Annotated in this window: 20 protein-coding genes; 18 read left to right on the forward strand and 2 right to left on the reverse strand. The window is 68.0% G+C overall.

Annotated elements, in window-relative coordinates:
• Window positions 1-1,465: M56 family metallopeptidase (locus AC1RSK_RS22095; RefSeq protein ID WP_492909853.1), on the reverse strand; the 1,465-nt coding region annotated here is incomplete at its 3' end.
• A complete protein-coding gene (locus AC1RSK_RS22100; RefSeq protein WP_492909854.1) occupies window positions 1,462-1,854 on the reverse strand; it encodes a BlaI/MecI/CopY family transcriptional regulator in 393 nt (130 codons plus the stop codon). The genes AC1RSK_RS22100 and AC1RSK_RS22095, both read right to left, overlap by 4 nt.
• A 167-nt stretch (window positions 1,855-2,021) precedes the next feature.
• On the opposite strand from AC1RSK_RS22100, the gene AC1RSK_RS22105 reads away from it, so the two are divergent.
• The 18 genes from AC1RSK_RS22105 (at window position 2,022) to lpxA (ending at window position 24,311) form a co-directional block, all read left to right on the forward strand.
• Entirely contained in the window at window positions 2,022-2,339 is a 318-nt protein-coding gene (locus tag AC1RSK_RS22105) for a hypothetical protein (protein ID WP_492909855.1), read from the forward strand.
• 69 nt (window positions 2,340-2,408) lie between these two features.
• On the forward strand, window positions 2,409-7,028 hold the full coding sequence (locus AC1RSK_RS22110; RefSeq protein ID WP_492909856.1) for a M10 family metallopeptidase C-terminal domain-containing protein: 4,620 nt from the start codon (window positions 2,409-2,411) through the stop codon (window positions 7,026-7,028).
• Between the two features lie 132 nt (window positions 7,029-7,160).
• Window positions 7,161-7,250: a cell division inhibitor SidA gene (gene sidA, locus AC1RSK_RS22115; protein ID WP_271068493.1), complete on the forward strand. Its 90-nt coding sequence runs from the start codon at window positions 7,161-7,163 to the stop codon at window positions 7,248-7,250.
• A 48-nt stretch (window positions 7,251-7,298) separates the two neighbouring features.
• Window positions 7,299-10,730, forward strand: coding sequence for a DNA polymerase III subunit alpha (dnaE, locus tag AC1RSK_RS22120; protein WP_492909857.1), 3,432 nt, complete (start codon window positions 7,299-7,301; stop codon window positions 10,728-10,730).
• On the forward strand, window positions 10,730-11,125 hold the full coding sequence (locus tag AC1RSK_RS22125) for a Rap1a family protein (protein ID WP_492909858.1): 396 nt from the start codon (window positions 10,730-10,732) through the stop codon (window positions 11,123-11,125). Before dnaE ends, AC1RSK_RS22125 begins: the two co-directional genes overlap by 1 nt.
• A gap of 178 nt (window positions 11,126-11,303) precedes the next feature.
• Window positions 11,304-12,236, forward strand: coding sequence for a 30S ribosomal protein S2 (gene rpsB, locus AC1RSK_RS22130; RefSeq protein ID WP_492909859.1), 933 nt, complete (start codon window positions 11,304-11,306; stop codon window positions 12,234-12,236).
• A 111-nt stretch (window positions 12,237-12,347) separates the two neighbouring features.
• Window positions 12,348-13,271: a translation elongation factor Ts gene (gene tsf / locus AC1RSK_RS22135; protein WP_492909860.1), complete on the forward strand. Its 924-nt coding sequence runs from the start codon at window positions 12,348-12,350 to the stop codon at window positions 13,269-13,271.
• Window positions 13,272-13,444: 173 nt separating this feature from the next.
• Window positions 13,445-14,167: a UMP kinase gene (gene pyrH / locus AC1RSK_RS22140; protein WP_492909861.1), complete on the forward strand. Its 723-nt coding sequence runs from the start codon at window positions 13,445-13,447 to the stop codon at window positions 14,165-14,167.
• 97 nt (window positions 14,168-14,264) lie between these two features.
• Window positions 14,265-14,831, forward strand: a complete 567-nt coding sequence (gene frr / locus AC1RSK_RS22145) for a ribosome recycling factor (RefSeq protein WP_492909862.1) — start codon at window positions 14,265-14,267, stop codon at window positions 14,829-14,831.
• A 43-nt stretch (window positions 14,832-14,874) separates the two neighbouring features.
• Window positions 14,875-15,651 (forward strand): polyprenyl diphosphate synthase, encoded by a 777-nt coding sequence (uppS, locus tag AC1RSK_RS22150; RefSeq protein WP_492909863.1) that lies wholly within the window; start codon window positions 14,875-14,877, stop codon window positions 15,649-15,651.
• Window positions 15,629-16,507 (forward strand): phosphatidate cytidylyltransferase, encoded by an 879-nt coding sequence (locus tag AC1RSK_RS22155; RefSeq protein ID WP_492909864.1) that lies wholly within the window; start codon window positions 15,629-15,631, stop codon window positions 16,505-16,507. The genes uppS and AC1RSK_RS22155 overlap by 23 nt, the downstream gene beginning before the upstream one ends.
• Window positions 16,495-17,697, forward strand: a complete 1,203-nt coding sequence (gene dxr / locus AC1RSK_RS22160; RefSeq protein ID WP_492909865.1) for a 1-deoxy-D-xylulose-5-phosphate reductoisomerase — start codon at window positions 16,495-16,497, stop codon at window positions 17,695-17,697. The genes AC1RSK_RS22155 and dxr overlap by 13 nt, the downstream gene beginning before the upstream one ends.
• A gap of 9 nt (window positions 17,698-17,706) precedes the next feature.
• Window positions 17,707-18,921, forward strand: coding sequence for an RIP metalloprotease RseP (gene rseP / locus AC1RSK_RS22165; protein ID WP_492909866.1), 1,215 nt, complete (start codon window positions 17,707-17,709; stop codon window positions 18,919-18,921).
• 17 nt (window positions 18,922-18,938) lie between these two features.
• Complete coding sequence (gene bamA / locus AC1RSK_RS22170) at window positions 18,939-21,299, forward strand: outer membrane protein assembly factor BamA (protein ID WP_492909867.1); 2,361 nt, start codon at window positions 18,939-18,941, stop codon at window positions 21,297-21,299.
• A gap of 6 nt (window positions 21,300-21,305) precedes the next feature.
• Window positions 21,306-21,989: an OmpH family outer membrane protein gene (locus tag AC1RSK_RS22175; protein WP_492909868.1), complete on the forward strand. Its 684-nt coding sequence runs from the start codon at window positions 21,306-21,308 to the stop codon at window positions 21,987-21,989.
• A 41-nt stretch (window positions 21,990-22,030) separates the two neighbouring features.
• The gene (lpxD, locus tag AC1RSK_RS22180) at window positions 22,031-23,050 is read left to right on the forward strand and encodes a UDP-3-O-(3-hydroxymyristoyl)glucosamine N-acyltransferase (protein WP_492909869.1); all 1,020 of its coding nucleotides are present in this window, start codon (window positions 22,031-22,033) and stop codon (window positions 23,048-23,050) included.
• A complete protein-coding gene (fabZ, locus tag AC1RSK_RS22185; RefSeq protein ID WP_492909870.1) occupies window positions 23,047-23,517 on the forward strand; it encodes a 3-hydroxyacyl-ACP dehydratase FabZ in 471 nt (156 codons plus the stop codon). The genes lpxD and fabZ overlap by 4 nt, the downstream gene beginning before the upstream one ends.
• Window positions 23,517-24,311, forward strand: a complete 795-nt coding sequence (lpxA, locus tag AC1RSK_RS22190; RefSeq protein WP_492909871.1) for an acyl-ACP--UDP-N-acetylglucosamine O-acyltransferase — start codon at window positions 23,517-23,519, stop codon at window positions 24,309-24,311. Before fabZ ends, lpxA begins: the two co-directional genes overlap by 1 nt.
• Window positions 24,312-24,314 lie beyond the last annotated feature (3 nt).

Genomic DNA, 24,314 nt, shown 5'->3' on the forward strand with positions numbered 1-24,314 from the left:
GTGCAGGCGGCGCCGGCGGCGTCGGCGGGCTCGGCGCGTCCTCGGGGGCGGGCGGCGGAGGCGGCGGTGGCTTCGGCGCGCGAACCGGCGGGGCCGGCGGCGGGGGCGGCGCCTCGGGCGCCAGCATCACGAAGTTGACGGTCGAGAGGCCGCCGGCGGGCATCTCCGGTCCGGTGACCTTGATCAGGGCGACGCGGTCCATGTCGAGGGCCCTGGGCGTGAAGTCGTCGGCGACCGGGTGGCCGTTGATCAGGAACACGACCCCGGCCAGTTCGGCGTCCTTCTTCGGATTGCCGGTCGCGGGGGCCAGCTTCACGATCGGGCGGCCTCGGAAGATGGTGACGTTGCCGGGACGCTTGTCGATGGTGTCGGCGGCGATGTCGATCACCCCCTTCGGGCTCAGGGCGTTCTCCTGGATGGATTGGCGCCAGCTCGAGGCGCGTTCCTTGGCCGGAGCAGCCTGGACGGCCAGGGCGATGGAGCCGGCGCCTAGCGCGGCGACCAGCACGGCGGCGATGGCGACGACGCCGGCCTTGGCGCCGGTTCCGGCTGGGCCGTGGGGCTTGAGGATGGCTTTCAGGCGCATGGCGGTCTTCCTTCCGGCGCCGATGAACGCGGACTGCGGCTCCGGACCGGCGCTGAGACGGAGCGTTTCGATGAGGGTTTCGGCGTAGGCGCGACGGGACGCCGTGTCGGCCTGGCTGAGGGCGATGGCGTCGCAGCGCTCCTCGCGGGCGGCGTTCAGCCGCGCGTGGATCATGGCCATGAAGGGGTTGAACCACATCGCCGCCAGCAGCAGGCCCTCGGCCCAGGCACGCGGGTTGTCGCCGCGCTTGAGGTGGGCCAGCTCATGGCCGCAGATCAGCGCCAGGCGCTGGGTCGGCAGGCGGGTGAGGGCGCGGGGGATGACGATTGCGGGCCGGATGAGGCCGGCCAGCAGCGGGCTGCCGGCGCGATCGGAGGCCTTCAGGCCGGGCGCGCGCACCTTCAGGGCGATGGCCTGGCGCGCCAGTTCGGCCGACAGGGCCGCGTCGTCGAGCGGCTTGGCGGCGCGGACGATCTGGCCGAGCAGGACATGGCGGCGGACCAGCAGACCGACGGCGACCAGGACGCCGAGCAGGATGACGCTGAGCAGCAGCACCGGGCCGAGCAGGACGGCGAGGTCGCCGATCGAACGGAGGGGATCGGCCGCCTCGGGCTTCAGCACGGCGACGTCGCCGGTGTTCAAGGCGTCGATGGCGGCGGTGACCGGCTGCTCCGGCGGGGCCGGGCGGGAGAGGTGCGGCGAGACCAGCACCACGGCGACGACGGCCAGCACCGGGGCCAGCAGGGCCAGGCCCCAGACCCGCTCGCGCAGGCCCGGCGCGCCGGTGATCCGCTCGGTCAGCAGGCCGGCGAGGAGGCCGAGCGCCGCCATCGGCAAGGTGGAGCCCAGGATCAGCAGGGCGAGGGTGACGCCGTTCATGACTTCTCCCCCTTGGCGCCGGCGGGTTCCTCGGCGTTGAGCAGGACCTCGAGTTCACTCAGCTCTTCCGCCGACAGGATGGCGCTGCCGGCGAAGGCCGAGGCGGGCAGGGGGCCTTCGACCTCCAGGAGTTGCCGCATCACCCGGCGCAGCACGCCGCCGAGGATGTCGGCCTTGCCCTGGGCTGCCTCATAGACCGCCAGACCGTGGACCGATCGCCGCACCAGCAGGCCCTTGGCCCGCATCCGCTCCAGCACCGTGCGGGTGGTCGAGCCGGTCCAGTCCAGCGCCTGGGGCAGGGCGGCCTGGATCTCGCGGGCGCTGGCCGCGCCGTCGCGCCAGAAGACCTTGAGGATTTCCAGTTCGGTGTCGGAAGGCGGCTGACCCATCGGGCGACCTCATTGTGCGTCACGGGTACGCTACAAATGTCGCGTCTCGCTGTCAACCGTCACGAACACGGGTTCCCGGCGCCTCTTGAGTGGCGCCCGCTCGCCCCGATTTCGCCATGCAAACAAGGCCATAGAGTCGTTTCTGTGACCGAGTGAGGGAGGCGCGTGTGGCCCATCAGTACGAGTTCGACGGCCAATCGGGCCATGGCTATCGCTACCTGCCGCTCGAAGGGGCCGGCCCGATGTCGCCGACCGGGGCCAACTACCTGTTCGTCAAGATGAAGGGCGGCGATCGCACGGTGGTCTACGCCGGCGAGACCGAATGCCTGCACAAGGGCATCCATTCGGGTTGGGACCGGGCCAAGAAGACCTACGGCGCCAACACCATCCTGGTGCGCCTCAACGTCACCCGCGCCATCCGCAAGGCCGAGCTGGAAGACATCGTCGCCCTGCACAATCCGCCGATGAACGGTGAGGAAGAGTAACACCGGTTCTGGTTGCCTTGACGATACCCCCTCCCTAAGGTCCTCCCTTAGTTGCGTCGGGGGGATTCCGTGGCTTTCGAAGAACAGCTGTCGTTCGATTGGATTCTTGTCGACCATGACGACGGCGCGGCGCCGTCCGCGACCCAGGCGGCCTTTGGCGGTGGTCTCGAGGAGCCGGCCTCCCGGGTGCACGCCGATGACGGCCCCGCGGTCACCGTCAGCCGTCCGGAGCTGGAGTTCGATCCGCCGCCCCTCGCGGGTTCGGCCCTGTTCGGCGCGCGCTTTCTCGCCGGCGCGGCGGGCGACGCGCAGTTCCTGGCCAAGCCGTCATTCAGCGTCGCCCAGGCGGCCCAGCAGCTGACGCGCGACAATCTCTCTTGGAACGGCCAGGGCGTCCTCGGCCAGCCTGTGACGGTATCGGTCAGCTTCACCAGCACGCGCCCCGGATACGCCAACGGGGAAGGCATCACCGGCTTCAGCCGGTTCAGCGCCAGCCAGATCACGGCGGCGACCACGGCGCTGAGCGCCTGGTCCGACGTCGCCGGCATCGCCTTCAACTTTGTCTCCGGCTACTCGAACGCTGGCGACATCCGCTTCGCCAACTACCTCGACGGCAGCGACAACACGGCGGCGTTCGCCTACATGCCCGATTCCGGCAGTCCGTCTGTGTCGCCGTTCGACGACGAGACCTCCGGCGACATCTGGGTCAATCTGGCGGACACTGAGAACAGCAGCCCGGCGCTGGGCGGCTATGGCTTCCTGACCCTGATCCACGAAATCGGTCACGCCATCGGCCTGGATCATCCGGGCGACTACAACGGCGGCGCGCCGACCTACGCCTCCGATGCCGAGTACCTGCAGGACAGCAACCAGTACACGGTGATGAGCTACTTCTACGAGTACGAGACGGGCGCCGACTTTGGCCCGCTGTACCCGGCGACCACCATGCTGCACGACATCGCGGCGGCCCAGCGCCTGTACGGCGCCAACATGACCACCCGGGTCGGCGATACCGTCTACGGCTTCAACGCGACCGCCGGCCGCAGCTGGTTCAGCGCCGCCAACGGCCCGCTGATCTTCGCGGTCTGGGACGCCGGCGGCATCGATACCTTCGACTTCTCGGGCTATAGCCAGATGCAGGTCATAGACCTGCAGCAAGGCGCCTTCTCCAACGTCGGCGGCCTGAAGGGCAACGTCGCCGTCGCCATGGGCGCCGTCATCGAGAACGCCATCGGCGGCTCTGGCTCCGACCTCATCGTCGGCAACGAGGTTGCCAACATCCTGAGCGGCGGCGACAGCGCCGACACCCTGATCGGCCAGGCGGGCAATGACACCCTGACCGGCGGCGACGCCACGGACGTCTTCTGGGTCACCGCCGGAGGGGGCGCGGACGTCATCACCGACTTCACCGTTGGCATCGACGAGCTCGAGGTCACCGGGACAGGCCTGTGGATCAGCAAGGCCCAGGTCGCGGCCGATACCCTGCTGACCTTCACCGGCGGGGTCACGGTGCTGTTGCTCAACGTTCTGGCGGCGGCCCTGACCCTGAACGACGTCAAGGGCTATTCCGAGCCTATCATCGGCACGGCCGGCAACGACACGCTGATCGGCGACAGCGGCGCCGACACCCTCCGCGGCCTGGGCGGCGATGACAGGCTGGACGGCAACGCCGGCGATGACGTCCTCGAGGGCGGCGAAGGCGTTGATACCCTGATCGGCCTTCAAGGCGCGGACACCCTGCGCGGCGGGGCTGGCGACGACACCCTGAATGGTGGCGACGGGGCCGATATCTACGTCGTTGAACTGGCCGGCGGAACCGACCTGGTCACCAGCTGGGAGTGGTCCCAGGACAAGCTGGACATCACCGCCTTCGGCTACTGGCGGACGATGACCAAGACGGCGACGGAGACCATCTTCACCTTCAACGGCGGCGTGGTCATGCGCCTCGCCTGGACCGGCGGCTTCAACGACAACAACTTCATCGGCCGGGTCGCGCCGCCGGCCGTGGTGCTGGACGGCACGGTGGCTGGCGACACCCTGACGGGAGATGCCTGGGCCGACACCCTGCGCGGCCTTGGCGGCGACGACACCCTGCTGGGCCTGGAAGGCGACGATCTGCTGGAAGGCGGCGAGGGCGGCGACCACATCTTTGGCGGGGCCGGGCTGGACGACCTGGTCGGCGGGGCCGGCGACGACGAGCTGGACGCCGGCGTCGACAGCGACACCGACGACCTGGCCGGGGGTGTCGGCAACGACACCTACACCGTGGGCCAGGGCGATGTGGTGGTCGAGCTGGCCGGCCAGGGAACCGACACCCTGCGCACGGCGGCCAACTACTATGTGCTGTCCGACAACATCGAGATCATGGTCGCGCTGGGTGACCAGCAGACCCTGAACGGCAACGGCCTGAACAACACCATGTCGGGCAACAACAACGCCCAGCTGCTGCGGGGCGAGGGCGGCGACGACGTCATCTTCGGCTATGGCGGCGCCGACAGCCTGTTCGGCGGTGACGGCGCTGATGAAATGCACGGCGGCGACGCCAACGACGGCCTGACTGGCAACCTCGGCGACGACCAGCTCTTCGGCGAGGCCGGCGATGACGGCATGTCGGGCCATGGCGGCGGCGACCAGCTGTGGGGCGGCGACGGGGACGACCAGGTCAACGGCGACGGCGGCCTCGACCAGCTGCATGGCGGCATCGGCAAGGACAGCCTGAACGGCGGCGACGACGCCGACAGCCTGTGGGGCGATCAGGGCGACGATATCCTCAGCGGCGGCGCGGCGGCCGACAACCTGACCGGCGGGGCCGGGGCCGACCGTTTCGTCTTCGATACCTTCTCCGGCAACGACACGGTCACCGACTTTGAGGTCGGGGTGGACCAGATCGACCTCACCGCTTTCGGCAACTACCAGTCGGTCGTCCAGGTCGGGGCCCATGCGGACCTGACCATCGCCGCCGGCGTCGTCGTTCGGCTGTTGAACGTCCAGGCCCATACGCTGACGGCCAATAACTTCCGGGGCCTGACCAGCCCGCCGCCGCCCCTGCCGCCGCCGGTTCCGCCGCCGCCGCCCGGGCCCATCCAGCCGGGATCGCAAGGGACCATCACCGGCACGGCCGCGGCCAACACCCTGACCGGAACCGAGCTGTGGGAGACCCTGCAGGGCCTGGATGGCAACGACAGCTTGAACGGCCTGGGCGGGTCGGACCGCCTGGAAGGTGGCGCTGGCGCCGACAAGCTGTATGGCGGCGATGGTGACGATGTGCTGGTCGGGGCTGCCGGCCAGGACACTCTGACGGGCGGGGCCGGTGCGGACCTCTTCGTCATCGGCCTGGGCGATGGGGCCAACACCGTCGCGGACTTCGCGGCTGGCGTGGACAAGCTCGATGTCTCTGCCTTCGGCGGCTACACGAGCAAGACCCAGATGGCGGGCGGGGCCAAGCTGCTCTTCTCCGACGGCTCCTACGTGACCCTGACCGGGGTGCAGGCCTCCAGCCTGACGGACGCGGACTTCATCGGCCTGAGCGCTCCGCCGCCGCCGCCGCCACCCCCTCCGCCTCCGCCTCCGCCTCCGCCACCCCCTCCGCCTCCGCCACCCCCTCCGCCGCCGCCGCCGCCGCCACCACCGCCGCCGCCGCCTCCGGCTGGCCCCGGCTCGGAGCGGACGCTGGTTGGCAACGCTTCGGCCAACACGCTGAACGGCGATGATCGCTGGGACACCCTGCAGGGTCTCGACGGCAACGACACGCTCAATGGCCTGGGTGGTTCCGATCGCCTGGAAGGCGGTCTCGGGGCTGACAAGCTGTTCGGCGGCGACGGGGACGACGTTCTCATCGGCGGCGCGGGTCAGGACACCCTGACCGGCGGGGCCGGCGCCGACATCTTCGTGCTGGCCACCGGCGACGGGGCCAACACCATCGCCGACTTCCAGGACGGAACCGACCTGATCGACATCAGCGGCTACGGCGGGGTCTACAGCTCCATCGTGCAGATGGCGGGCGGGGCGAAGATCGTCTTCGCCGACGGCGGCTACGTCACCCTGACCGGCGTGCAGACCTCCAGCCTGAGCGCGGCCGACTTCATCACCGGCGCGAGCCCGCCACCGCCGCCACCGCCACCACCGCCACCACCGCCACCGCCACCACCGCCACCACCGCCACCGCCTCCACCACCTCCGCCGCCTCCGCCGCCAACAGCGCCCGGTTCGGAGCGGACGCTGACTGGCAATGTCAGCGCCAACACGCTGAATGGCGATGATCGCTGGGACACCCTGCAGGGTCTCGACGGCAACGACACGCTCAATGGCCTGGGCGGTTCCGATCGCCTGGAGGGCGGCCTCGGCGCCGACAAGCTGTTCGGCGGCGACGGGGACGACGTTCTCATCGGCGGCGCGGGTCAGGACACCCTGACGGGCGGCGCCGGCGCGGACATCTTCGTGCTGGCCACGGGCGATGGGGCCAACACCATCGCCGACTTCCAGGACGGAACCGACCTGATCGACATCAGCGGCTACGGCGGGGTCTACAGCTCCATCGTGCAGATGGCCGGCGGGGCGAAGATCGTCTTCGCCGACGGCGGCTACGTCACCCTGACCGGCGTGCTGGCCTCATCGCTCTCGGCGGCCGACTTCATCACCGGCGCCAGCCCGATGCCGGCCGAAGCCCCGAAGGACGACTGGCTGTTCTAAGGCGGAAGGGGAGGGCGCCAGCCTTCCCCACGTCTCCCTCACAGCTTGCTCACACGGTGTTCGACTTTGTGCTTGCCTGTGGAACAAAACGGGAATAGGAACAAAGCCGGAACTTGGAACGGGGAGGCTCGGATGGCCAAGATTGCTCGTGAAACGCTGGCTCTGGCGTCGGTTGTCAGCTTTGTGTGGATGATGTGCTCGCTGGCCTATGTGGCGGCCTGAGTCGGTCTTAAGGATGAACCCGCAGTAGGCGGAGGTTGACGTAGGAACATGGCGGATCTGGCGAACGGCTTTGTCCATTTGCGGGTGCGCTCGGCCTACAGCCTGCTGGAAGGGGCCATCAAGGCCGACAAGACGCCCAAGCTGGCCGCCGCCGAGGGCATGCCGGCCCTGGGCATCGCCGACCGGGCCAACCTGTTCGGCGCCCTCGAATTTTCCGTCGCCGCCAAGGACGCCGGGGTGCAGCCGCTGATTGCCTGCGCCCTGCCGGTCACCGGCATCGGCGAGGGGCCGCCCGAACGATGGGCCCGGACCCCGACCCTGACCCTGATCGCCCAGAACGAGCAGGGCTACCTCAACCTCTCGATCCTCTCCTCGGCCGCCTATCTGGAGATCGACGCAGTCTCCGAGCCGTCGGTGGCCTGGAGCAAGCTCGTTGCCCACAGCGAGGGGCTGATCCTGCTGTCGGGCGGCACGGACGGGCCGGTCGATCCGCTGTTCGCGGCCGGCAAGACGGCCGAGGGCGAGGCAGTCCTGAGCGCCATGAGCGCGGTGTTCGGCGACCGCTTCTACATCGAACTGCAGCGGCACGGCCTGCCGCAGCAGGCGGCGGCGGAACCGGGGCTGGTGGCCTTCGCCTACGCCCATGACGTGCCGCTGGTCGCCACCAACGACGTCTACTACCCCGACCGGTCGATGTATGAGGCGCACGACGCCCTGCTGTGCATCTCCGACGGCGCCTTCGTCGGCCAGGATGAGCGGCGGCGGGTGACGGCTGAACACTACTTCAAGACCGCCGCCGAGATGCGGGCCCTGTTCTCCGACCTGCCGGAGGCCTGCGACCAGACCCTGGAGATCGCCCGCCGCTGCGCCTTCATGGTCAATAAGCGCGACCCGATCCTGCCGCGCTTCGACACCGGGGCCGGCCGCAGCGAGCCGGACGAACTGGCCCACCAGGCGCGCGAGGGGCTCAAGGCCCGGCTGGCCGCCGTCGAACTGGCGGCCCCGGAGGAAGAATACTGGGCCCGGCTGGAGTTCGAGGTCGGCGTCATCCAGCAGATGGGCTTCTCCGGCTACTTCCTGATCGTGTCGGACTTCATCAAATGGGCCAAGGCGCACGGCATTCCCGTGGGGCCCGGACGGGGTTCGGGGGCCGGCTCGCTGGTCGCCTGGTCGCTGACTATCACGGGGTTGGACCCGCTGCGGTTCGGCCTGCTGTTCGAGCGCTTTCTCAATCCGGAGCGGGTGTCGATGCCCGACTTCGATATCGACTTCTGCCAGGAGCGGCGGGGCGAGGTGATCACCTACGTCCAGCAGAAGTACGGCGACGACAAGGTCGCCCAGATCATCACCTTCGGCACCCTTCAGGCCCGGGCCGTGGTCCGCGACGTCGGCCGGGTGATGCAGCTGTCGCTGGGGCTGGTCGATCGCCTGGCCAAGATGATCCCCAACAACCCGGCCAACCCCACGACCCTGGCCCAGGCCATCGAGATCGAGCCGCGCCTGAAACAGGCCCGGGACGAGGACGAGCAGGTCGGGCTGTGCCTGGGTGTCGCCCTGCGGCTGGAAGGCCTCTACCGCAATGCCTCCACCCACGCCGCCGGGGTGGTCATCGGCGACCGGCCGCTGGTCGAGCTGACGCCGCTGTACAAGGACCCGCGCTCGGACCTGCCGGCCACCCAGTTCAACATGAAGTGGGTCGAGAGCGCCGGGCTGGTGAAGTTCGACTTCCTGGGCCTCAAGACCCTGACGGTCATCGACCGCGCGCTGAAGCACATGGCCAAGCGCGGCGCGGCCATCGACATCGAGACCCTGCCGCTCGACGACGCCGCCTCCTACGACCTGATGAGCTCGGGCCAGACGGTCGGGGTGTTCCAGCTGGAAAGCCAGGGCATGCGCGACACCCTGCGCAAGCTGCGGCCGGGCAGCCTGGAAGAGGTCACCGCCATCATCTCCCTCTATCGGCCGGGGCCGATGGACAACATCGACAGCTTCGTCGACTGCAAGTTCGGCCGCAAACCCATCGACACCCTGCATCCGACCCTGGAGCCGGTGCTGAAGGAGACCTACGGCATCGTCGTCTACCAGGAACAGGTGATGCAGATCGCCCAGATCCTGGCCGGCTACAGTCTGGGCGAAGCCGACCTCCTGCGCCGGGCCATGGGCAAGAAGAAGCCCGAGGAGATGGTCGCCCAGAAGGTCCGCTTCGTGGCCGGGGCGGAAGGCAAGGGCGTCGATCCGAACCAGGCCAAGTCGATCTTCGACCTGGTCGAGAAATTCGCCGGCTACGGCTTCAACAAGTCCCACGCCGCCGCCTACGCCCTGATCAGCTACCAGACCGCCTGGCTCAAGGCCAACGCGCCTGTCGAGTTCATGGCCGCGTCGATGAGCCTCGACATCTCCAACACCGACAAGCTGGCGGTCTTCTACCAGGACGCCCGCCGCTCGAACGTGCCGGTGCGGGCCCCGGACGTGAACCGCTCGGGCGCCGACTTCGAGGTCGAGGACGGCGAGGTGCTCTATGCCCTTGGCGCGGTGCGCAACGTCGGTCTGTCGGCCATGGAGCATCTGGTCGAGGTTCGCAACGAAGGCGGGCCGTTCAAGGACATCTTCGACGTCGTCGAGCGGGTCGATCCCCGGCAGGTCAACAAGCGGGCGCTGGAGGGTCTGGCGCGGGCCGGGGCCTTCGACAGCATCCATCCCAGCCGAGGCCAGATCGTCGCCGGCGCCGATGTGCTGATCGCCCACGGCCAGGCCCTGGCCGCCGACCGGGCGTCGTCGCAGGAGAGCCTGTTCGGCGGAGAACAGACCGAGGCCTCGCGGCCGCGCCTGCCCAAGGTCGAGCCCTGGGACCAGATCCGCCGCCTCGACGAGGAACTGGCCGCCGTCGGCTTCTACCTGACCGGCCACCCGCTGGAGGACATGGTCGAGGTGCTGCGCCGCCGGCGGGTGACCCTGCTGCAGGACGCCCTGCCTGAGGCCGAGGCCGGCCGCGACGCCTTCAAGATGGCCGGCATCGTGCGCCGCCGCCAGGAACGGGCCAGCCAGAGCGGCGACAAGTTCGCCTTCGTCTCGATGTCCGACCCGACCGGCGAGTATGAAGTGCTGTTTCCGCCTGAGGCCCTGCGCAAGTGCCGTGAGGTGCTGGAGCCCGGCAAGGCGGTGGTCATCCGTGTTCGCGCCAAGTCCAAGGACGGCGAGGTCCGCTTCTTCGGCGACGACGCCGAGCCGGTCGACAAGTCCCTCGAAGCCGTGGCGGCCGGCCTGCGGGTCCATGTCTCGGCCGGCTCGACAGAGATCGACAGCCTGCGGCAACGGTTGACCCGCGCCGCCTCCCAACGCGGCGGCGAAGTGATCCTGGTCGCCGGCATCGGCGGCGGTCGCGAGATCGAGATGAAGCTGCCGGGTTTCTATTCGCTGGACGCCTCGCTGCGCGGGGCGCTGAAAACCGCGCCGGGCGTGGCCTACCTGGAGGATGTCTGATGATGATGAAGCGATGGGTGGGCGCTGTGTTGGCGGGCGCCATGACGGTGTCGGCGAACGCGGCCCAGGCGCAAATTTACGATGTCTGGAACGTGCAGGGGCTGAACAAGACCTGCGACGAGAATCGCGAGGTCTGCACCTACTTCATTCTCGGCGTGGTGGAAGGTCTGATCAGCATGCAGGCCGAAGCCCTCAGGGCGGACCAGAAGCCGCCGGAGTTCTGCATTCCGGAGAACATCTCTTTCGGGGGAACCATTCTGGTGTTCACCAACGGTCTGAGGGATCACGCCGAGTGGCATACGCGGGAGCATTCCAGCAGCGACGCCATTCTCAAGATCGGTCAGGAAAAGTTCGGCGACTGTTCCAAGCCCTATAAGGAATCGGCGACCCAATAGGCTTCTCGCGGCCGGCGGCTTGCATTTGCCGCTCATTCCGCCTATGTCCCCCGCCCATCACGCACGCGGGCGTTCGGGCCGGCCGGGGAGACATCCCGACCGATCCGTTCCGGTCTGGGCCGATCGGCCTGGAATTGCCCGCGGAGGCGATAACCGGAAAAAGGATCCGATACAGACCATGGCTCTGCCTGAATTCTCCATGCGCCAGCTGCTCGAAGCCGGCGCCCACTTCGGCCACCAGACCCACCGCTGGAACCCGAAGATGGACCGCTTCATCTTCGGCTCGCGCTCGAACATCCACATCATCGACCTGTCGCAGTCGATTCCGCTGCTGCACCAGGCCCTGGTGAAGGTGCGTGAAGTCGCCGCCGCCGGCGGTCGCGTGCTGTTCGTCGGCACCAAGCGCCAGGCGTCCGACCCGGTGGCTGAAGCCGCCAAGCGCTGCGCCCAATACTACGTCAACCACCGCTGGCTCGGCGGCACCCTGACCAACTGGCGCACCATCTCGGGTTCGATCGCCCGCCTGCGCGAGCTGGAAGGCCTGCTGGAAGGCGAAGGCGGCGGCCGCGGCAAGAAGGAACGCCTCAGCCTGCAGCGCGAAATGGACAAGCTTGAACTGTCGCTTGGCGGCATCAAGGCCATGGGCGGCATCCCCGACATCATGTTCGTGATCGACACCAACAAGGAAGCGATCGCGATCCAGGAAGCCCGCAAGCTGAACATCCCGGTCATCGCCATCCTCGACACCAACTGCGACCCGGACGGCATCACCTACCCGATCCCGGGCAACGATGACGCCGCCCGCGCCATCCAGCTGTACGTCGACCTGATCGCCGACGCCGTCCTCGACGGCATGGCCGCCGGTCAAGCCGCCTCGGGCGTCGACCTCGGCGCCCAGATCGCGCCGATGGAGCCGACCCTGGCCCGCGAGCTGACCCCGGAACCGGTGGTTGAAGCCGCCGCTCCGGAAGCCCCGGTCGCTGAAGAAGCTCCGGCCGTTGAAGCCGCGGCCGAAGAAGCCCCCGCCGCCGAAGCCGTCGCTGAAGAGGCTCCCGCCGCCGAAGCCGCTGCCGAAGAAGCCCCGGCCAGCGACGAGCCGGCCGCCAACTGATTTCGGAGCCCTCCCGGTGCTCCGGGGGGGACCTGAACTTTCCCTTCCGCAGCCGGGCCCGCAAAGGCCCGGCTGCATCCCTATTTAAGAACTCGAACTGGAGGACTGAACATGGCGGAAGTCACCGCTGCCCTCGTCAAGGAACTGCGCGAAAAGTCCGGCGCCGGCATGATGGACTGCAAGAAGGCGCTCGTCGAAAACAACGGCGACATGGAATCGGCCACCGACTGGCTGCGCTCCAAGGGCCTCTCCAAGGCCGCCAAGAAGGCCGACCGCGCCGCCGCTGAAGGCCTGGTCGCCGTCGCCCTGCAGAAGGACGGCGCCGGCATGTCGGGCGCGGTCATCGAGCTGAACGCCGAAACCGACTTCGTGGCCCGCAACGACCTGTTCCAGGCCGCCGCCCGCAAGGTCGCGGCCGTCGCCCTCGGGACCGACGGCGACGTCGAGTCCGTGCGCGCCGCCAAGACCGCCGACGGCGAAGTCGTCGCCGACATGGTCACCAACCTGATCGCCACCATCGGCGAGAACATGGCCGTGCGTCGCTCGGCCAAGTTCAGCGTCGCCAAGGGCTCGGTCTCGGCCTACGTCCACAACGCCGTCGCCCCGGAACTGGGCAAGATCGGCGTGCTGGTCGCCCTGGAAGGCGATGGCGACCAGGCCACGCTGCAGGAACTCGGCCGCAAGATCGCCATGCATGTGGCCGCCACCAACCCGCTGTCGCTGTCGTCGGAAGACCTCGACCCGGCGGCGGTGGAGCGCGAGCGCGCCGTCCTGACCGAGAAGGCCAAGGAAGAAGGCCGTCCGGAAAACATGATCGCCAAGATCGTCGACGGCCAGATCTCCAAGTTCCAGCGTGAAGTCGTGCTGCTCGAGCAGCCCTTCGTCATGAACCCCGACCAGACCATCAAGGCGCTGGTCGCCGAAGCCGGCGCGACCATCAAGGGTTTCGTCCGCCTGGGCCTGGGTGAAGGCGTCGAAAAGGCCGATGCGCCTGATTTCGCCGCTGAAGTGGCCTCGATGACCGGCGGGAACTGATCCGTCTGTTACCGAACTAAAGAGGGCGCTCCCGGCTGACGCTGGGGGCGCCCTTGGTTTATGTAGATTTCCCGACTCGCTGGAGCAGGTCTGCTCCAGCTTCTTTGTTGTCGCGCGTTTGTTCCGATAACCGGTTCCCACTTATCGGAACGCACTCTGAAGGGCCCTCCGGCATGTCCAAGCTGCGTTACAAGAAGGTCCTGCTGAAGGTGTCGGGCGAGGTGCTGATGGGCGAGACCGCCTTCGGCATCGACATGCCCACGGTCGAGGCCGTGGCCCAGGACATCAAGCAGGTGGTCGAGGCGGGCGTCGAGCTCAGCCTGGTGATCGGCGGCGGCAACATCTTCCGTGGCATGGCCGGGGCCGCCAAGGGCATGGAGCGGGCCAGCGCCGACTACATGGGCATGCTGGCCACCGTCATGAACGCCCTGGCCATGCAGGACGCCCTGGAGCGCATCGGGGTGCAGACCCGGGTGCAGTCGGCCATCCCCATGCCGACCGTCTGTGAGCCGCTGATCCGTCGTCGGGCCCAGCGGCATCTGGAAAAGGGCAGGGTGGTGATCTTCGCCGCCGGCACCGGCAACCCCTTCTTCACCACCGATTCCGGCGCCGCCTTGCGCGCCGCCGAGATGCAGAGCGACGCCCTGTTCAAGGGCACCAGCGTCGACGGCGTCTACACGGCCGACCCGAAGAAGGACAAGACGGCCACCCGCTACGACCGTCTGACCTATCACGAGGTGCTGGCCCAGGACCTGAAGGTCATGGACGCCTCCGCCATCAGCCTGATGCGCGAGAACAAGATCCCGATCGTGGTGTTCTCGATCCGCGAGCGGGGCAACCTGCTCAAGGTGCTGCACGGCCAGGGCGTGCACACCGTGATCACCGAAGACTCCTGATATACAACACGCTCAAGAACGGGAACCGCGCGGCGGCTTGACGGGATCTGAAAACCCCGTCCGCTATCGTCGGCGGCGAGAAGAGGATTTGAAGACCATGGCCAATGGCGAAAAACCGGTCGTCGCGACCTACTCCAGCCGGATGACCAAGGCGGTCGCCGCCCTGAAGGAAGAATTCAGCAGCCTGCGCACCGGCCGCGCCTCGGCCAGCCTGCTCGACCAGGTCATGGTCGACGCCTATGGCTCGACGGTGCCTCTGAACCAGGTCGGTTCGGTCAGCGTGCCCGAGCCGCGCTCGATCAGCGTCAGCGTCTGGGACAAGGGCGTCGTGGTTTCAGTCGAGAAGGCCATCCGCTCGGCCGGCCTGGGCCTGAACCCCGTCGTCGAGGGCACCAACCTGCGCATCCCGATCCCGCCGCTGACCGAGGATCGCCGCAAGGACCTGGTCAAGATCGCTGGCAAATACGCCGAGCAGCAGAAGATCGCCGTCCGCAACGTCCGCCGCGACGCCATGGACGACATCAAGAAGGCCCAGAAGGACACGGTGATCACCGAGGACGAGCAGAAGAAGCTCGAAACCGAGGTCCAGAAGACCACCGACGACCACGTCCACAAGATCGACGAAGCCTTGAAAATCAAGGAACAAGAGATCATGCAGGTCTGATTGTCCGGACGCGCGCGGGACTCCGGATGAGACAGGGAAAGTGATGCCCCCAAAGGATGGTGCAACGCAGCGGGGACAAGTCCCGGCCGGGGACCCGGTCGAGGGCCTGCACGTCGCCATCATCATGGACGGCAACGGCCGCTGGGCGAAGCGACGCGGGCTGCCGCGCACGCTGGGCCACCGCGAGGGCGTCAAGGCGTTGAAACGCACCGTCGAGGGGGCGCCGGACATCGGCGTCACCACCCTGACCGTGTTCGGCTTCTCGACCGAGAACTGGCGCCGGCCGATGGCCGAGGTCAGCGAGCTGATGAACCTGCTCAAGGCCTATGTTGAGAGCGATCTCGACCGGCTGGCCCGCGAGGGGGTCAAGGTCACCATCCTGGGCCGCCGCACCGGCCTGCGCCCCGACATCCTCGAGATCATCGAACGGGCCGAGCGGCGCACCGAGAACAACACCCGTTTCCGCCTGCAGGTGGCTTTCAACTATGGCGGCCAGGCCGACCTGGTCGATGCCGCCCGCAAGTTCGCCGAGGCCGTCGCCCGGGGCGAGGCGCGCCCGGAAGACCTCGACGAGCAGCTGTTCGAGAGCCATCTCTCGACCTCCGGCGTTCCGGCCCCGGACGTCATTGTCCGGACCAGCGGGGAACGGCGCATCTCCAACTTCCTTCTATGGGAATGCGCCTACGCCGAACTCGTCTTCCAGGACGTCTACTGGCCCGACTATGGCCCCGATCACCTTGCCGCCGCGGTCGGGGAATTCCGCTCACGCGAGCGACGCTACGGCGGAGTGACGACCAATGACGTCCTCGCCACAGGCTAAGCGTTTCGACTGGAAGAACCTGCGGGTTCGATTGATCTCCGCCTTCGCCATCATTCCGGCGGTGGCGCTCGCCGTCTGGCTGGGCGGCTGGACCTACACCGTGCTGATCTGCATCGTCGGCGCCCTGCTGGCCCGCGAGTGGGGGCGGCTGGTGGCCCCCTCGGCCCCGATCCGCGTCGGCTTCATCATCGGCGCCAGCGTCATCACCGCCATCGTCCTGGCCCATGTCGCCGGCCTGGCCAGCCACGGCGACTGGCCGCACGCCGAGCGGTATTGGGTGGCCGCCTGGGGCGCCATCCTGGTCGGCTGCGGCCTGACCACCCTGGTGGCCTTCCGCCTGACCGCCCACGTCCCCGACGCCGCCTACGGCGTCATCTACATCGCTCCGGCCGGCATCGCGATGGTCTGGCTGCGCGACATGCCCGAGGGCGCGCCCTGGACGGTCTATCTGTTCGCCGTCACCTGGTGGACCGACATCATGGCCTTCGCCGTCGGCAGCACGCTGAAGGGCCCAAAGCTGTGGCCGCGCTTCTCGCCCAACAAGACCTGGAGCGGCTTCTGGGGCGGCCTGGGCGGCGCCATGCTGACCGGGGCCATCGTGCTGGCCATCTCCATCGCCTTCGGCCACCGCTTCATCGGCTTCCCGGGCGCGGTCTTCGTCGGCCTGCTGACCGGCCTGGCGACCATGGCCGGCGACCTGTGGGAATCGATGCTCAAGCGCCGCTTCGGAGTGAAGGACACCGGCGGCATCATCCCCGGCCACGGCGGCATGCTGGACCGGGTCGACGGGCTGATGTTCGCCGTCATGGTGGTGGCCGCCGCGCGTCTCGTACAGCATTGGGGTTGGGGGATTTGACCCGTACCGTCACCATCCTGGGCTCCACGGGCTCGATCGGCGTCTCGACGCTGAGCCTGTTCGAGGGCTCGGGCGCGCAGGTCGAGATCATCGCCCTGACCGCCGGCCGCAATGTCGAAAAGCTGGCCGAGCAGGCGCGGAAATGGCGGCCCCGACTGGCGGTGATCGAGGACGAGAGCCTGCTGCCGGTGCTGCGCGAGCGGCTGGCCGGCTCGGGCATCGAGACCGCCGCGGGCACGGCCGCCGTCAAGGCCGCCGCCGAGCTGGACGCCGAGTGGGTGATGTCGGCCATCGTCGGCTCCGCAGGTCTGGCCCCGACCCTGGCCGCCGCCCGCCGCGGCGCCATCGTGGCGCTGGCCAACAAGGAAAGCCTGGTCTGTGGCGGTCCGGGCGTGCTGGAGGCGGCGCGCCGGGCCGGCGGGGTAATTATCCCCGTCGATTCCGAGCATTCGGCCATCTTTCAGGTGCTGCAGGACCCCTGCCGGGACAAGGTTCGCCGCCTGATCCTCACCGCCTCGGGCGGGCCGTTCCGGACCTGGACCTACGAGGCCATGCGCGCGGTGACGCCCGAACAGGCCGTCGCCCACCCCAACTGGAGCATGGGCGCCAAGATCAGCGTCGATTCGGCGACCATGATGAACAAGGGCCTGGAGATGGTGGAGGCCAGCTACCTGTTCGCCACCCCGGAGAACCAGATCGACATCGTCGTCCATCCGCAGTCCATCATCCATTCCATGGTCGAATACACGGACGGATCGACATTGGCCCAGCTGGGACCGCCGGACATGCGCAGTCCGATCGCCTGCGCCTATGCCTGGCCGGACCGGCTGTCCTGGCCGGCCGCGCCGCTCGATCTGGCCGCCATCGGCCAGCTGACCTTCGAGGCGCCGGACCTCAAGCGGTTCCCCGCCATCGCCATCGCCCGCGAGGCCTTGCGCATGGGCGGTCACGCCCCCGCCGCAATGAACGCCGCTAATGAGGTGGCGGTCGGGGCCTTCCTTGACCGCCGTATCGGGTTTCTTGATATTGCCGGGTCCGTCCAGGACACCCTGGATCGCCTCAATGGCGGCTGGGAGCTGAGCGACCAGTTGGGGGGCGACGAACTGGAGGCTGCCATGATCATCGACGCCAGCGCCCGGCGCGTGGCCACCGAGGTCGTCAGTCGCCTCGCCGCCGCGCACGCGGCGTAGGGGCAGACTATGTCGGGCGTCGTCTCCTTCATTCCCGTGGCCCTGCTGGCCTTCGTCTTCGTGCTCGGCATCGTCGTGGTCGTGCACGAGCTTGGCCACTACTGGGCGGGGCGGGTTTTCGACACCGAGATCGATCGCTTCTCGATCGGCTTCGGCAAGCCGCTGTTCTTCTGGCGCGACAAACAGGGTGTCCAGTGGCAGGTCGGCTGGCTGCCGCTGGGCGGCTATGTCCGCTTCGCCGGCGACGAGAACGCCGCCAGCGTGCCCGATCAGGACGATCTGCAGGCCCTTCGTCAGGCGGTCATCGAGACCCGGGGCGAGGCGGCGCTGGGACGCTACTTCCAGTTCAAGCCCCTGTGGCAGCGGGCGATCATCACCGCCGCCGGGCCAATCGCCAACTTCCTCCTGGCCATCGTGCTGTTCGCCGGCCTGGCCATGGCCGTCGGCGAGACCACCTACGAGCCCAAGGTCCGCATCAGCGAGCCGGCCGGCCCGGCCGCCGTGGCCGGCATCCGCGACGGCGACGTCATCCAGCGCATGAACGGCACGCCGATTCGCAGCTTCGTCGACCTTGTGGTGTTTACCCGCAGCCACGCCGGCGCGCCGGTCACCATCGAGCTGACCCGCGACGGCGCGCCGCTGACCGTCACCGCGACGCCGGTGCTCAGCGAGATCAACGACCGCATCAACGGCCACATCAAGGTCGGCATGTTGGGTCTGGGCGCCCACCCCGACATGAAGGTCGAGCGCCGCCACCTGAATCCGGTTGAGGCCGTCGGGTATGGCGCCAGCCAGACCTGGAACACCCTCAGCATGACGGTCAGCTATCTGAGCAAGGTGGTCACTGGCAAGATTCCGGCCGACCAGATCGGCAGCCTGCTCGGCATCGGCAACACTGCCGGAAAGATGGCCCAGGCCGGCGCCGAGGGCGCGCCCAACGCCGCCTGGGGCCTGCTCGGCGCGCTCGTCGCCCTGCTCAGCCTGGCGGCCTACCTGTCGATCAGCGTCGGCTTCATGAACCTGTTGCCGTTGCCGGTTCTCGACGGCGGCCACCTGGTTTTCTATGCCTACGAGGCCGTGGCCCGGCGGCCACTTCCGGTGCGTATCCAGGCCGTTTCGTACCGCCTTGGTCTTGCCTTGCTCGTCGGTTTCATGTTGTTCGCCACCTGGAACGACCTCCAGCGGCTGCGTGTGTTCACTTTCCTGGGCGACCTCTTCTCGTGAGCTCGTTCGTATCCTTGATGGCAGACCTCATGATGCATTCTCGACGCCACGGCGCCGCCGTCCTCACGGGCCTGGCCCTGCTGATGGGATCGACGGCCCTGATGACGCCGGCGGTCGCTTTCGCCCAGACCCAGACGGGCGTGGTGCAGCGCATCGTCGTCATCGGCAATGAGCGGATCGAAGCCTCGACCATCGCCTCCTACATCCCGATCCAACCGGGTGAGCAGGTCGATTCGGCGCGAATCGACCTGGCGCTGAAGACCCTGTTCCGCACCGAACTGTTCGCCGACGTGAAGATTGACCTGCAGGGCGGCGACCTGAACGTCCGGGTGGTCGAAAACCCGATCATCAACAAGGTGGTCTTCGAGGGCAATTCCTCGGTCAAGGACGACAAGATCAAGGAAGAGCTGAGCATCCGGCCGCGGGGCATCTTCACCCGCGCCAAGGTTCAGTCCGACGTCCAGCGCATCATCGAACTCTACCGCCGCTCGGGCCGCATCTCGGCGACCGTGACGCCCAAGGTGGTCGAGCTGCCGCAGAAGCGCGTCGACCTGATCTTCGAAATCAACGAAGGCCCCAAGAGCGGCGTCCTCGACGTCAACTTCCTGGGCAACGAGCAGTTCTCCGACGGCGACCTGGCGGATGTGGTCGTGACCAAGGAGAGCGCCTGGTACAAATTCCTGTCGACCAACGACAACTACGACCCCGACCGCCTCGAGTACGACAAGGAGCAGCTGCGCAAGCACTACCGCAACCGCGGCTACTACGACTTCCGCGTCGTCTCGGCCGTCGCCGAGCTGGCCCCCAACCGCAACGGCTTTGTGGTCACCTACACGCTCGAAGAGGGCGTGAAGTACAAGTTCGGCAAGATCAGCGTCGAGACCGAGCTGAAGAAGCTCGACGGCACCGTGCTGGAGCAGCTGCTGCCGATCCGGGCTGGCGAGATCTATCAGGACGAGAAGATCGAGCAGGCAACCGACGCCCTGACCTTCGCGGCCGGCGCCGCCGGCTTCGCCTTCGTCGACGTCCGCCCGCGCTACGTGCCCAACCGCGAGACCCGCACGGTCGACGTGGTGTTCTCGGTGCGTGAAGGCCCGCGCGTCTACATCGACCGCATCGACATCGTCGGCAACAACCGCACCCTCGACTCGGTCATTCGCCGCGAGATGCTGGTGTCCGAGGGCGACGCCTACAACCGCGTCTACGTCGACCGCTCCAAGAGCCAGATCCGTGGGCTTGGCTACTTCAAGGAAGTCGACATCGAGGAAGTGCCGGGCACGGCGCCCGACCGCACCGGCCTGCGGGTCAAGGTCGAAGAACAGCCGACCGGCGAACTGTCGTTCAGCGCCGGCTACAGCTCGGTTGACCAACTGATCATCGACCTGGGCATCTCGGAGCGGAACTTCCGCGGCCGGGGCCAGAACCTGCGCGCCCGCATCTCGGTCGGCTCGCTGCGCCAGCAGGTGGACTTCTCGTTCACCGAGCCACGCTTCCTGGGCCGCGACCTGCTGGCCGGGATCGATCTCTACACCTACCGCTACGATTTCAGCCAGCAGACCGCGTTCGACACCTCCTCCACCGGTATGAACCTGCGCGTCGGCTTCCCGCTGACGTCCAACGCCTCGATGGGCCTGCGCTACGTCCTGCGCAGTGACGACGTGCAGGTGGCCGACACGCTTTGCACCGGTGGTTCCGTCTCGGCCACGCTCTGTGACCAGCGCGGCTCGAACATCACCTCCTCGCTCGGCTACACCGTGCGCCTCGACCGCCGGAACGACCCGCAACGGCCGACCCGCGGCTTCTATGTCGAATTGTCGCAGGACCTGGCCGGTATCGGCGGCGACGTGAACTACCTGCGCACTGAAACCAGCGCTGGCTGGTACTACGGCTTCAACAAGGACTTCATTTTCAGCGCCACCGGATCGGCCGGCTACACCGCCGGCTGGCGTGGCGACACGGTGCGGATCAACGACCGCTTCTACAAGGGCGGCAACACCTTCCGCGGCTTCGAGACGGCCGGTATCGGCCCGCGTGACACGGCCAAGGATCGCGGCGACGCCTTGGGCGGCAAGATGTACGCCATCGGCACGGCCGAACTGACGGTGCCGACCTTCCTGCCAGAGCAGTACGGCATCAAGGCTTCGCTGTTCACTGACATCGGCACGGTCGGCCTGCTGGACGACGTCGATCGCCAGACCTCGCCGGGCGTGTTCGATCCGGCCATCAAGGACGACCTCGGCCTGCGCGCCTCGGCCGGCCTGTCGATCCACTGGCGCTCGCCCATGGGGCCGATCCGCTTCGACTTCAGCCAAGTTTTGGCCAAAGAAGACTACGACAAGACCGAAACGTTCCGGTTCTCCACCTCCACAAGGTTCTGACCTCTCATGCACATCAAGTCCCTCGCGGCCCGCGCTCTCGGCGCGGTCGCCGTTCTGGCCTTCGCCAGCGCCGCCGCCGCCCAGACAGCTCCGCCGAAGCCGGCGGGTCCGGCCCCGCTGCCGATCACCCACGGCGCCCCCGTCGCCGGCATCTGCGTCTGGAACATCGGCACCGCGCTCGAGAATTCGAACGCCGGCAAGGGGCTGCTGAACAGCCTCAACACGATGAAAAACAACGTCAACTACGAGCTGACGAACGCCAACAACGCGCTGCAGGCCAAGCAGAAGAAGTTCGCCGAGGACGCCCGTAAGCCCGACGCCGACGCGCTGGCCCTCAACAAGACCAAGCTGGACCTCGATTCCGAGGGCGCCAACCTGGAAGGCCGCCTGAACCTGCGTCAGGCCGAGCTGGAGCGCACGCGCAACGAGGCGCTGGGCGCCTTCTCGCGGCTGATGGACCCGCTGGTCATCCAGGCCTACCAGGCCAAGCAGTGCAGCATTCTGCTGCCCGACAGCTCGGCCGTGCTCTACAACCCGGCCATGGACATCACCCCGGCCGTGGTTGCGGCCGCCAACGCCAAGGGCCAGAATGTCCCGGTGACCTACAAGGTGTTGGGCAAGCTTCCGGCTCCCGCCACCGCGCCTGCTCAGCCGGCCGTCCCGGCCGCGCCGAAGCCGAAGACCAACTGATCCGGCTGACCTGAGATTCAGGGGTCGGATTCGAGGAATTGATGCCCGATCCCCGTTTCTTTGAGGCCCTGGGGCCGTTTTCCCTCAGGCAACTTTCCGAAGTGACCGGCGCCCGGATCGTTTCCGGGCCCGGAGACCTGCTGATTACCGAGGCCGCGCCGCTCAACCGCGCCGGCCCAACCGCCATCGCTTTCGCAACCGATCGCAAACGGGTGGCCGAGCTGCAGGCCAGCGCAGCCGGCGCCTGTTTCGTGCCCGCGGCGTTGGCCGACGCCGTGCCCGAGGGCTGCGTCGCCCTGGAAACCCGCTTTCCGCAGGCGGCCTGGGCCCAGGCCGCCGAAGCCCTCTGCCAGCCCATCCTGCAGCCTGCCGCAAGCGACTGGATCGACGCCACGGCCGTTGTCGAGGCCGATGTGATCATCGGGCCGGGCGTCGTTGTCGGCCCCGGTGCGCGAATCGGCCAGGGTACTCACCTGGGACCCGGCGCCGTCATCGGTCCGGGCGTCTCCATCGGCCGTCATTGCCGGATCGGGGCGAGAGCCGTGGTCGGCTTCGCCCTGGTCGGCGACCATGTCTCCATCCACGCGGGCGGCGTCATCGGAGAGGCGGGATTTGGCGCCGCGGGCGGACCGGCCGGCGTCGTCGACGTGCCGCAGATGGGCCGGGTGATCCTGCAGGACCATGTGACGATCGGGGCCCATTCATGCGTCGATCGCGGCGCCTATGACGACACGGTCGTCGGCGAGAACACCAAAGTCGACAACCTGGTCCACATCGCCCACAACGCCCGCGTCGGACGCAACTGCGTGATGGCCGCCTACGTCGGCATCTCCGGTAGTGCGGTGATCGGCGACGGAGTGGCGTTCGGCGGCCGGGGCGGCGTCGCCGACCATGTGGTGGTCGGCGACGGCGCCAGCATCGGCGGCGGCTCGAGCGTCATTCGCGATGTTCCGGCCGGCGAGGTATGGAGCGGATATCCGGGGCGCCCGCTCCGGGAATTCTTGAGGGAGACGGTCTGGGTCGCCAACGCGGCCCGCCGGAAGGGGACGACCAAGCCATGACCACGGCAGACCAGCCAGCAGCCGGCGGCGACATCGACATCACCGAGATCCTCAAGCGGATCCCGCACCGCTATCCCTTCCTGCTGGTCGATCGCTGCGAAGAGTTCGTGGCCAACACCTCGATCGTCGGCATCAAGTGCGTGACCTTCAACGAGCCCTTCTTCCAGGGCCACTTCCCCGGCCATCCGGTGATGCCGGGCGTGCTGATCGTCGAGGCCCTGGCCCAGACCGGCGCGATCATGATGTCCAAGTCGATGGATATCGATATCTCCAACATGGTCATCTACTTCATGTCGATCGACGGGGTGCGGTTCCGCAGCCCGGTGAAGCCGGGCGACGTGCTGCGCATGCATGTCGAGGTCACCCGCGTGCGGGGCGACATCTTCAAGTTCAAGGGCAAGGCGCTGGTGAACGGCAAGGTCTGCGCCGAGGCCGAGTTCGCCGCCATGAAGGCCATGGTGGGCTGATGACCACCATCCACCCCACGGCGATCGTCGATCCGGCTGCCCAGCTGGGCGAGGCGGTCGAGATCGGGCCCTTCTGCATGGTCGGGCCGGACGTCACCCTGGGGCGCGGCTGCAAGCTGCGCAGCCATGTGGTGCTGGAGGGCGTCACCACCCTGGGCGAGGATTGCGTGCTGCATCCCTTCGTCAACCTCGGCGGACCGCCGCAGCACCTGGGCCACAAGGGCGAGCCGACGCGGCTCGACGTCGGGGCCCGCAACATCTTCCGCGAGAACGTCTCGATCCACACCGGCACGGTGATGGGCCACGGCGTCACCAAGGTCGGCGACGACTGCCTGTTCATGGTCAGCGTCCACGTCGGCCATGACGCGGTGATCGGCAACCGGGTCACCCTGGCCCCCAGCGTCGCCATCGGCGGCCATGCGGAGGTGGCCGATTTCGTCTTCCTCGGCGGGCTGGCGGCGGTGCACCAGTTCAGCCGCATCGGCCGTTCGGCCTTCATCGGCGGCGGCGGCATCGTCACCAAGGATGTCATCCCCTACGGCTCGGTGTGGGGCAACCACGCCCACCTCGAAGGGCTGAACCTGATCGGTCTGAAGCGGCGAGGCTTCGACCGGGAGCGGATCAACGCCATGCGCGCCGCCTACCGCCTCCTGTTCGCCGACGAGGGCACCTTCCAGGAGCGGCTCGAGGACGTGGCCGAGACCTATTCCGACATTCCCGAGGTGGTCGAGATCCTCGATTTCATCCGGGTCGACGCCAACCGCGCCCTCTGCCTGCCCCGCCGCGAGACGTGAGAC

This window comes from Caulobacter sp. GW821-FHT11A05 (assembly GCF_058809015.1).

Coding starts and splice junctions, on each gene's coding strand:
- rpsB (WP_492909859.1), top strand. CDS start 11,304: ATGGCTCTGCCTGAATTCTCCATGCGCCAGCTGCTCGAAGCCGGCGCC.
- lpxD (WP_492909869.1), top strand. CDS start 22,031: ATGCCCGATCCCCGTTTCTTTGAGGCCCTGGGGCCGTTTTCCCTCAGG.
- pyrH (WP_492909861.1), top strand. CDS start 13,445: ATGTCCAAGCTGCGTTACAAGAAGGTCCTGCTGAAGGTGTCGGGCGAG.
- AC1RSK_RS22100 (WP_492909854.1), bottom strand. CDS start 1,854: ATGGGTCAGCCGCCTTCCGACACCGAACTGGAAATCCTCAAGGTCTTC.
- dnaE (WP_492909857.1), top strand. CDS start 7,299: ATGGCGGATCTGGCGAACGGCTTTGTCCATTTGCGGGTGCGCTCGGCC.
- frr (WP_492909862.1), top strand. CDS start 14,265: ATGGCCAATGGCGAAAAACCGGTCGTCGCGACCTACTCCAGCCGGATG.
- fabZ (WP_492909870.1), top strand. CDS start 23,047: ATGACCACGGCAGACCAGCCAGCAGCCGGCGGCGACATCGACATCACC.
- sidA (WP_271068493.1), top strand. CDS start 7,161: ATGGCCAAGATTGCTCGTGAAACGCTGGCTCTGGCGTCGGTTGTCAGC.
- AC1RSK_RS22125 (WP_492909858.1), top strand. CDS start 10,730: ATGATGATGAAGCGATGGGTGGGCGCTGTGTTGGCGGGCGCCATGACG.
- rseP (WP_492909866.1), top strand. CDS start 17,707: ATGTCGGGCGTCGTCTCCTTCATTCCCGTGGCCCTGCTGGCCTTCGTC.
- lpxA (WP_492909871.1), top strand. CDS start 23,517: ATGACCACCATCCACCCCACGGCGATCGTCGATCCGGCTGCCCAGCTG.
- AC1RSK_RS22155 (WP_492909864.1), top strand. CDS start 15,629: ATGACGTCCTCGCCACAGGCTAAGCGTTTCGACTGGAAGAACCTGCGG.
- tsf (WP_492909860.1), top strand. CDS start 12,348: ATGGCGGAAGTCACCGCTGCCCTCGTCAAGGAACTGCGCGAAAAGTCC.
- AC1RSK_RS22175 (WP_492909868.1), top strand. CDS start 21,306: ATGCACATCAAGTCCCTCGCGGCCCGCGCTCTCGGCGCGGTCGCCGTT.
- bamA (WP_492909867.1), top strand. CDS start 18,939: ATGGCAGACCTCATGATGCATTCTCGACGCCACGGCGCCGCCGTCCTC.
- uppS (WP_492909863.1), top strand. CDS start 14,875: ATGCCCCCAAAGGATGGTGCAACGCAGCGGGGACAAGTCCCGGCCGGG.